We start from the raw sequence: 7,319 nt of genomic DNA on the forward strand, positions 1-7,319 counted from the left end.
AGGGATCGCCTGCGGGCCGCGACCGGCTCGGGAGGAGGAGAAGTCTCGGTGGAGATGGTCCCTGGCGGCGGCCGGGGTGGTGGAACCGACCGCCGCCAGGGAAGCCGCTTAGCGCGGTGCTGGTTCGGGCCTTCCGGCCTTCGCCAGACACCGGCTCAGCCCGTCAGGCGGAGGCCCGGGCCACGAGAGTCGTAGGCAGCAACGGGTCCTGCTCTTCGGCGTCGCCGTCGATGATGGAGAGTAGACGCCGGGCAGCCATGGTCCCGGTCTCCTCGATCGGCTGGCGGATGGTGGTGAGCGGCGGGTTGGTGTGTGCGGCGAGCGGGATGTCGTCGAACCCGACGACGGCCACGTCGTCCGGCACGCGGCGCCCGGCACGGCGCAGCGCGTGGAGGGCTCCGGTGGCCATGATGTCGGAGGCGACGAACACGGCGTCGAGGCCGGGGCGCTGGTCGAGCAGGCGCCACATGGCGTGCACGGCCGAGGCCTGGCTGAAGTCGCCGTAGGCGATGGGCATCTCGGGCAGGCCGGCGCGGGCCAGGGACTCCTTGTAGCCGGCGAGCCGGTCGGCGCCGACCGCCATGTTCGGCGGCCCGGCGATGGTGGCGATGTTGCGCCGGCCCTGGCGGATGAGGTGCTCCACCGCGAGACGGGCGCCGCCCTTGTTGTCGACGTCGACGTACGACGCCCGGGTGGCGTGCAGCGGACGCCCGATCATCGTCACCGGTACACCGGCCGCCGGGAGCGAGACGGTCAGCGAGTGCCGGTCGTGGGCGCCGACGAGGAGCACACCGGAGTAGTGTCCGGAGTGCAGGCTCGGCTCGATCAGTGCGAGTCGATCGTCGGTCACCGGGATGACCATGAGCGGGACGTCGTGTCCGGCCAGCTCCTCGGTGGCACCGGAGATGATCCGGGCGTAGAACGGGTCGGAGAAGAGACGGTTGTTGTTGGCGCACACGACGGCGGCGACCGCGCGTACACGCTTCGCGGTGGTGGCGCGCGCGGCCCGACGACGCACGTACCCGAGATGGGTCACCGCGTCGCGCACCTGCTCACGGGCACGCATGCTCACTCCGGCGGAGTTGTTGAGCACCCGCGAGGCGGTCGCCAGCGAAACGCCGGCGAGGGCGGCCACGTGGGCTAGGGTCGGCGAGTCGGACTCGGGGTCCTCGTCGCCTGCGGGACGGGGCAGGTACTGCAGATCAACAATGGTCATCGGGGTCTCCGAACAACAGGGTCCACCTCGTTGGGACTCTATGGAAGCGCTCCCACGGACACAGCGTGGTCCATCGTTTCGAGCTTGTCAACGCCCCATTGCGTTTGGGTGTCTGAAAACCGGCATACCGGTGCATAGGGATTCATTGATATCGACGTAAGTTCCGGACATTTGCCCAGCTCAACAACGTGAACGACCCTCAAAGATCGCCATAAGCTGCTCGAACACGCATCGACGTAGTCAAACATTCAAGACTCCGCAGACGACTACAGACCGTCACGCATCGCGTCCGTCGCATAGCAAAACGGTGAACGTGACGGCCATCCCCTTGTCCTGGGTCGCCAGGTACGGAATAGTCCCGAATCGTGTCGTGGCTACAGATGGGCACCGCCTTCCGACAGCGTTATGTCCTCATGGGACCGATCGGACAGGGCGGCGTCTCCATCGTGTACCACGCCGTGGACACGGTGCGTCGCCAACCGATGGCCATCAAGATGCTCGCGCCCACACACGCCGGCGACACCATCGCGCGCGAGCGCGTGCGCCGCGAGGCGCTCATCACGAACATGCTGCGTCACCCGAGCGTGCCCAAGGTCTACGACTTCGGCGACGCGCCCCTGCCCGACGGCTCGATGGTGCCCTACGTTGTCATGGAGCTGCTCACGGGCGTGATGCTGGCGGCGCGCGTGGCCGGCGGCCCGATGCCGTGGCAGGAGGCCGTCCGCATCGCGGCCACGATCGGTGACGTGCTGGCCGTCGCCCACCGCCGCGGCGTCGTGCACCGCGACGTCTCCGCCGAGAACATCATGATCACGACGACGGGCGTGAAGCTCATCGACTTCGGCCTGGCGGTGACCACGAAGCCGCTGACCGGCCGGCTCACGGCCGCGCCCAGCCGCCGCGTCACCAGCGGCCGGCTGCGCCGACCGTTGTCTCAGGCGCACTCGTCGCCCGCCCAACCGGCCCCCGCGCACCCGCAGCTCAGCACCGGCCCGGGCGAGCCCGCCGACGACGTGTACGCCCTGGGTGTCCTGCTCTACCAAATGCTCACCGGCACGTCGCCCGCCCCGGCCGGCCCGCCGCGCGGGCCCGGCGGTCGCCCCGGCCCGGGGTTCGCCGCCGGCCGACTGCACTACGCGGCGCCCACGCCGGTGCTCAGCGTCCCGGGCATGCCCCGCGACATCGCTGACATCACCCGCGCCTGCATGGCCAAGCGACCGGTCGAGCGCCCGGAGAGCTCGGCCGTCGCGCTGTCCCTGTGGTCGATCCTGCTGGCGCCGCGCCCCCGCCACGCGCGCCCCGACACGGTCTGAGCTGAACAGCGCAGACCTTCCTCCGGAGAACACCGCTCCTCCGGAAAGCTTGCGCTATACCGACGCGTACCGGCGCAGGAACAGCGCCTCGGCCAGCGCCATGTGCGCGATCTCGGACGGGTCCACGCTCTCGTTCGGCGCGTGCATGAGCGTCCTCGGCTCCTCGACGCCCATGAGCACGATCTCGGCGTCGGGGTAGGTCTCGGCGAACACGTTGCACAGCGGGATCGAGCCGCCCTGTCCCGCCGTGGTCATGTCCCGCCCGTACGACTCCTGGAAGGCGTCGCGCAGCGCCGCGTACGCGGGCCCGTCGGTGCGCGCCTCGAACGGGGCGCCGGCCGACTCGCGCTCCACCGCCACCCGTACTCCCCAGGGTGCGACGGCCCGCAGGTGCGCGGACAGCGCGGTGAGCGCGGCCTCGGAGTCGGTGCCCGGCGGTACGCGCAGGTTGAGCCGGGCGCGCGAGCGCGGCTGGATCGCGGCCGCCGAACCGACGACGGGCGGGCAGTCGATGCCGAGGATCGTCACCGCCGGGCGGGCCCAGAGCATGTCCGCGACGGACCCGGAGCCGAGCAACGAGACACCATGAAGGACATTCGCGTCCGTCCGGAACTGGTCGGCGGGGTAGTCCACGCCGTGCCACGTCTGGCTCGCGTCGAGGCCGGTGATGGTCGTGTTGCCCTGCTCATCGCGGAGCGAGGCGAGCATCCGGACGAGCGCCGCGAGCGCGTCCGGCGCCGCGCCGCCGAACATCCCGGAGTGCATCTCGCTCGACAACGCCTCGACCGTCACGACAACGTTGGCAAGGCCGCGCAGGGACGTCGTCACCGTGGGTACGCCGACGGCGGCGTTGCCGGTGTCGCAGACCAGGATCGCGTCGGCGCGCAGCAGGTCGGCGTGCTCGGGCACGAACTCCTCCAGGCCACCCGTGCCCTGCTCCTCGGAGCCCTCGACGATGAGCTTCAGGTTGACCGGGATGTCGTCGCCGAGCGCGCGCAGCGCCGTGAGGTGCATGAGGATGTTCCCCTTGCAGTCGGCCGCGCCGCGCCCGTACCACCGGCCGTCGACCTCGGTCAGCTCGAACGGCGGGGTGCGCCAGGCGTGCTCGTCCAGCGGCGGCTGCACGTCGTAGTGGGCGTAGAGCAGCACGGTCGGGTTGCGTCCGTTGCCGGCCGAGCGGCGCTCGCCGTAGACGGCCTTGCTGCCGTCGGCCGTCGGGTACAGCTCGAGGTTGGTGAAGCCGACCTCGGCGAACCGGTCGCGGACCCAGGTCGCGGCCCGCTCGCACTCCTCCGGCGGGTACTGCCGGGCGTCCGCGACCGACCGGAACGACACCAGCTCCGCCAGGTCGGCGCGGATGCGCGGCACCTGCGCGTCGACCGCCTCCCGCAGCCCATCGACCATGACCGCCTCCGTTACGCGTCGTGGAGCTCATAGTCGTCGAGGGCGTTCGCGAACTCGGTGGCCTTGTCGGGGCAGTAGACGCCGACGGCGAGCTGCGCGCCCTGGGCGAACGTCGCCGGGGCGATGGTCGGGCGGGCACCGGGCCCACCCGCGCCCGACATGGCGTACTGCGCGATGGCGCGGTCGAGGAACAACGCCGGGTCGTCGCACAGCAGCCCGCCGTCGGTGCCGAGGGCGCTGGTGATCTGTCCCGTGCTCGGCACCGGCAGCCCGTGCTTCTGCAGCTCCTGCTGCAGCTGGCCGGCCAGCTGGGTGGCCTGCGTGTTCCGCTTGGCCGCCTGGAACGTCCCGAGCGCGATGAGCAGCAGGATCAGAAAGATCGCGCCCAGCACGACGTAGGTGATGATCCGCTTCGTCCGCGGCGCCGAATCCACATGAACGCTCATGTCGTCACCTCCGCTGCGCTCCGGCGCCGCCATGCTTCAACTGAGCTGATGATTCGCTCGCTTCGCTCGCTCATGACCCCTCCGGGAGTTTCCAGCTGGGCTTGCGCAGCTTGTAGAACAGGAACGGAACCAGCAGGCCGACGATGACCACGCCGCCGCCGACGATGATCAGGTAGATGAACGGGCTGGCGCCGCCGAACTGCGAGGGCGGCACGAAGCCGATGAGCAGCGCCGCGATGGAGGCGAGGAAGCCCACCACGCACAGCGTCGGAAGGATGGGGGCGCGGAAGCCGCGCGGGTGGTCGGGCTGCGTGCGCCGCAACCGCACCGCGGCGACGAACATCAGCAGGTACACGATGAGGTAGACCTGCGTCGTGATCACCGAGAAGATCCAGTACGCGCTGGACACGTCGGGGATGAACGCGTAGAGCAGGGCGATGACGGTCGTGATGATGCCCTGGGTGACCAGGATGTTCTGCTGCACGCCGTGCTTGTTGAGCCGCTGCAGGAACGGCGGCAGGTAGCCCTCGTGCCGCGAGATGAGCAGCAGGCCCTTGGACGGCCCGGCGAGCCAGGTGAGCATGCCGCCCAGCGAGGCCGTCACCAGCGCGATGCCGATGATCGGGGTGAGCCAGGTGATGTCGAACTCGGCGAACACCGCGTCGAACGCCTGCATGACGCCGGCCGTCAGGGACAGCTCCTCGGCGGGCACCACCCAGGCGATGGCCAGCGCCGGCAGGATGAAGATGAGCAGCACCAGCCCCATGGCCAGGAACATGGCCCGGGGGAACTCGCGTGGCGGGTTGCGCAGCGAGCCCACGTGCACCGCGTTCATCTCCATGCCGGAGTACGACAGGAAGTTGTTCACGATGAGCACGAGGCTCGCGATGCCGGCCCAGGGCGGCAGCAGGTGGGCGGCGTCCATCGGCGCGGCGGACGGGTTGCCCTGCCCGAGGAAGACCATGCCGAGCAGGACGAGCAGCACGCCCGGCGCCAGCGTGCCGATGATGAGGCCGGCGCTGGAGAGGCCGGCCACCGACTTGGTGCCCTGCGACGAGATGTAGACACCGGACCAGTAGCACACCATGATCACCAGCGCGGTCCACAGGCCGCTGGTGGCGAGCTCCGGGTTGAAGACGTACGCGAGGGTGCTCGCCACGTACCCGAGCAGGCTGGGGTAGTAGAAGATCGTCATGGCGAACTGGCACCAGACGGCGAGGAAGCCGAGCGGCTTGCTCAGGCCCTCGCTGACCCAGTTGTAGACGCCGCCCGTCCAGCCGGAGGCGAGCTCGGCCGACACCAGCGCGGTGGGCAGCAGGAACACGATGCCCGGCACCACGTACAGGAAGATCGCGGCGAGGCCGTAGAGGCCCATCGTCGGCGCCGGTCGCAGGCTCGCCACCGACGCCGTGGTCATCAGGGCCAGCGCCACCCAGGAGATATAGGCCGTGGCCGGTCGCGCCGCCGCCTCCGCCGCCGCCCGCGCGGCCGGTCGGTCGGCCGCCGCATCCGCTGCGCTCATCGCGTACCCCCTGCTCCGCACCTCGGTAACCAGAGCGTAAGCAGCTATTTCCTACTTAGAGTTTCATTTGGAATAAACCGGGCTAACCTCGACGCATGGCGACCACATTGATCGTGCTCGGGCTCGACAACCGGGAGCGGGGCGAAGAGGTCTTCGACCTCGTCACCAACCAACTCACCAAGCAGGAACTGATCAAGCTGGGCGACGCGGCGCTGGTGTGGCGCGACGCGGACGGCAAGGTCAAGGTGCAGCAGGCGATGAACACCACGGCCGCCGGCGCGGCCGGCGGGGCCCTGTGGGGGGCGCTGTTCGGGCTGATCTTCCTGATGCCCATCTTCGGCATGGCCATCGGCGCCGCGAGCGGCGCGATCGCCGGCAAGCTCACCGACATCGGCGTCGACGACAAGATGATCAAACAGCTGGGCGAACAGCTGACGCCCGGCCGGGCGGCCGTCTTCATGCTCGTCGTGTCCGCGACGCGGGACAAGGTGATCGAGGCGCTGCGGCCGTACTCACCGACGGTGCTGCAGAGCAACCTCACGCACGACGATCAGGCGAAGCTCGTCGCGGCCCTGACCGCCTGAGCGGGCGCCGGCGGCGCGGCGTGGGACCCGGCTCCCGCGCCGCGTGGTCGATGCGCTTCGCGCGCTCGGCCCGCGCCGCGTCGCCCACCCGCCAACCACCGATCACCGCGGCGACGATCGACACCAGGTAGAGCTGCCCGATCAGGGACTCCATGACAACGAGCGCACGGGCCAAGCCGCTGACCGGCGTGATGTCGCCGTAGCCGACCGTGCAGAGCGTGATGACGCTGAGGTAGAGCAGGTCCGAGGCGGACGGCGGGCCGTCAACCCCCCGGACGTACTCGTCCTGGCCGTACTGGAACGAGGCCGCGACCTGCCCCAGCGCCGCGAAGATGAGCGCGATCAGCAGGTAGGTGCAGAGCACGCCGAGAACCGTCGACACGTCGACCCGGTGGACCGCGACGAGGATCGACACGATCATCCAGATCATCGCGACGCAGAGCACGACGACAGCCGCGCCGCTCACGCCGAACGCGACCCGGGACGACCCGGCGACGGACACGAGGAGTACGGCCAGCGCGATGATGCCGCCGGCCGCCGCGACGACGACCAGCCGCCGGTTGTTGCTCCGCCGGGTCCAGGCCGCGCCGACCAGCAGCGCCCCCAGCACGGCGACCTTCGTCGTGGCCGCACCCGGCTGCTCCCCCAGCAGGATGATCGTGGTGTAGATGAACAGCAGCCCGACGAGCAGCGCGAGGAATGCCTGGACACGGGCGCGCAGGTGGACGGCCCTCGGCGGGGTGCGGATCACGTGACCGGGCCGGTCCCGGCGAGCGGCGCGCCCGGCGGCCCGTCCGGGCCCACCGGCGGTTCGCCGGCCGGCGCCGGGCGGCG

7 protein-coding genes are annotated in these 7,319 nt (G+C 70.4%); 2 read left to right on the plus strand and 5 right to left on the minus strand.

Annotated elements, in window-relative coordinates; translation table 11 throughout:
* Positions 1 to 163 precede the first annotated feature (163 nt).
* The gene (locus ABD211_RS04305; RefSeq protein ID WP_344126420.1) at positions 164 to 1,216 is read right to left on the minus strand and encodes a LacI family DNA-binding transcriptional regulator; all 1,053 of its coding nucleotides are present in this window, start codon (positions 1,214 to 1,216) and stop codon (positions 164 to 166) included.
* A gap of 413 nt (positions 1,217 to 1,629) precedes the next feature.
* On the opposite strand from ABD211_RS04305, the gene ABD211_RS04310 reads away from it, so the two are divergent.
* A complete protein-coding gene (locus tag ABD211_RS04310) occupies positions 1,630 to 2,529 on the plus strand; it encodes a serine/threonine-protein kinase (RefSeq protein ID WP_344126422.1) in 900 nt (299 codons plus the stop codon).
* Positions 2,530 to 2,583: 54 nt separating this feature from the next.
* Here the strand turns inward: ABD211_RS04310 and ABD211_RS04315 are convergent, their stop codons facing one another.
* The 3 genes from ABD211_RS04315 to gadC all read right to left on the minus strand — a co-directional run bounded on the left by ABD211_RS04315 (position 2,584) and on the right by gadC (position 5,901).
* Positions 2,584 to 3,933, minus strand: coding sequence for a dipeptidase (locus ABD211_RS04315; protein ID WP_344126424.1), 1,350 nt, complete (start codon positions 3,931 to 3,933; stop codon positions 2,584 to 2,586).
* A gap of 11 nt (positions 3,934 to 3,944) precedes the next feature.
* Positions 3,945 to 4,379 carry a hypothetical protein gene (locus tag ABD211_RS04320; protein WP_344126426.1) on the minus strand — a complete coding sequence of 145 codons (435 nt, stop codon included), beginning with the start codon at positions 4,377 to 4,379 and terminating at the stop codon, positions 3,945 to 3,947.
* Positions 4,380 to 4,449: 70 nt separating this feature from the next.
* The gene (gene gadC / locus ABD211_RS04325) at positions 4,450 to 5,901 is read right to left on the minus strand and encodes a glutamate/gamma-aminobutyrate antiporter GadC (RefSeq protein ID WP_344126428.1); all 1,452 of its coding nucleotides are present in this window, start codon (positions 5,899 to 5,901) and stop codon (positions 4,450 to 4,452) included.
* Between the two features lie 95 nt (positions 5,902 to 5,996).
* Between gadC and ABD211_RS04330 the strand changes: the two genes are divergently transcribed.
* Positions 5,997 to 6,485: a DUF1269 domain-containing protein gene (locus ABD211_RS04330; RefSeq protein WP_344126430.1), complete on the plus strand. Its 489-nt coding sequence runs from the start codon at positions 5,997 to 5,999 to the stop codon at positions 6,483 to 6,485.
* On the opposite strand, the gene ABD211_RS04335 is transcribed toward ABD211_RS04330, so the two are convergent.
* Positions 6,439 to 7,319: potassium channel family protein (locus ABD211_RS04335; RefSeq protein WP_344126432.1), on the minus strand; the 881-nt coding region annotated here is incomplete at its 5' end. The genes ABD211_RS04330 and ABD211_RS04335 overlap by 47 nt on opposite strands.

The sequence above is a fragment of the Luedemannella flava genome (assembly GCF_039528515.1).
Classification (GTDB): Bacteria; Actinomycetota; Actinomycetes; order Mycobacteriales; family Micromonosporaceae; genus Luedemannella; species Luedemannella flava.